Origin of the sequence: Nonomuraea sp. MG754425 (assembly GCF_021699195.1) — a bacterium.
In the GTDB taxonomy this organism is placed as follows: domain Bacteria; phylum Actinomycetota; class Actinomycetes; order Streptosporangiales; family Streptosporangiaceae; genus Nonomuraea.
This window is the reverse complement of sequence record NZ_SSXE01000420.1, coordinates 1-1,465: the sequence shown is the minus strand read 5'-3', so window position 1 is coordinate 1,465 and position 1,465 is coordinate 1. Positions and strand designations below refer to the sequence as shown.

Annotated in this window: 1 protein-coding gene; it reads right to left on the bottom strand. The window is 68.3% G+C overall.

Annotated elements, in window-relative coordinates; genetic code table 11:
* A partial coding sequence (locus FAF44_RS53200) for an ISL3 family transposase (protein WP_237111119.1) occupies positions 1-1,287 on the bottom strand: 1,287 nt, incomplete at its 3' end.
* Between the last annotated feature and the right edge of the window lie 178 nt (positions 1,288-1,465).

Genomic DNA, 1,465 nt, shown 5'->3' with positions numbered 1-1,465 from the left:
GGCGGTGGTGGGGGCCTGTCTGGGCCGCTGCTGGCCGTCGGTGGGGTCGGGGCGGTATTGCCGCAGGTGGGCGCGGACGGCTTCGGCACTGCCCTTCCAGCCCCGGCTCTTGATCTCGGCATGAAGGGCGGCGGCGTTGGTGACTCCTTGGTTCCATCGCTGGTGGAGGTAGGGCTTGAAGTCGTCCAGGATGCCGGCGCGGTGAGTGGCCTTGAACAGCACCTGCTCCAGACTCTCGGCGCGGGCGAACCGGGCCACGGTCTGCCGGTTCAATCCCAGCTCACGGCCGATCGCCGAGAGCGACAGCCCTTTGGCCAGCAGGGCTTGGATGGCGTCGTACCGCTCCGTGTGCCGGGCGACCAGCCGCCGCGGCTGACCTGCACCGTCACGGTATCCGTCCGGTTCGGCGGGCGGCGGCGCGAGGTCTGCACCAGGCACGATGGGGTGTGGCGCCGCCGTCGGCGCGGGCTTCCCGTGGTCCGGGCCGGGATCGGGGTCGTGCAGGGCGGCATGGTGGGCGATGACGGTCTTCTCCACCGCCTTGCCCAGGTCCTGGAGCAGATGAAACCTGTCAGCCACCTGCTGAGCATCGGGCGCGCCCTGCCGGGCTCCCAGCGCATAGGAACCTCCCCTGTCCCTGCAGATCACCTCGATGCCCGGATGCGCGCGCAGCCAGTTGGCGAAGGTGTCGGCCTCACGGCCGTCGAGCACGTCGATGACCTGGTGGGTGTCCATGTCCAGCAGGACGGTCGCGTACGAGGCGCCCTTGCGCTTGGCGAAATCGTCAACTCCGAGGACAGTGACCTGCCCGACCTCAGGATCCGGCAGCGCCCGGATCATCCGGATCAGCGTGAAACGCGAGACGACCTGGCCCATCACGCGCGCCAGACGGGAGCCCGCGCTGCCGGCCAGCGCGAGCGCGACCCGCTCCAGCAGGCCCCGAAGCCCCACGGTGCGGCGCTGGTGCTTGGCGGTCAGCCCGTCGACCTGTTCGGCGAACGTCGCGACCGGGCAGGAACCGCTGCCGCAGACGAACCGGCGGACCTCTAACGCGACCTGGATCGGCCGCCCGCCACAAGACACATCCTGCAGACGCCGCCGGTACCGGTCATGCACCCGAGTAGTCGGTGTGGCGCACCGCGGGCAGATGGCCAGCTCGGTTCCGGTACATGCCATGATCCGGACGCTGCCGCTCGCATCCTCGATCCGCTCGAAATCCAGCCCGTCCAAGTGCGGGAACAACAAACGCAGCAGACGAGCCTGGTCGCTGGTGACCGGATGCAGCACGATGACTCCCCGCGGCCGTTCTTGATGATCAGATCTTGGCGATCAAGATCGTCACAGAACAGCCGTCGCTATACGCGACGAGTTGCCAAATCTCCACCCAGCCGGGCTTGCCTAGAGGTCTTCAGACTGCCCTCGACGTCACTCCAGGTAACCGCTCCCCAGAGAGTGCTCAAGAGCC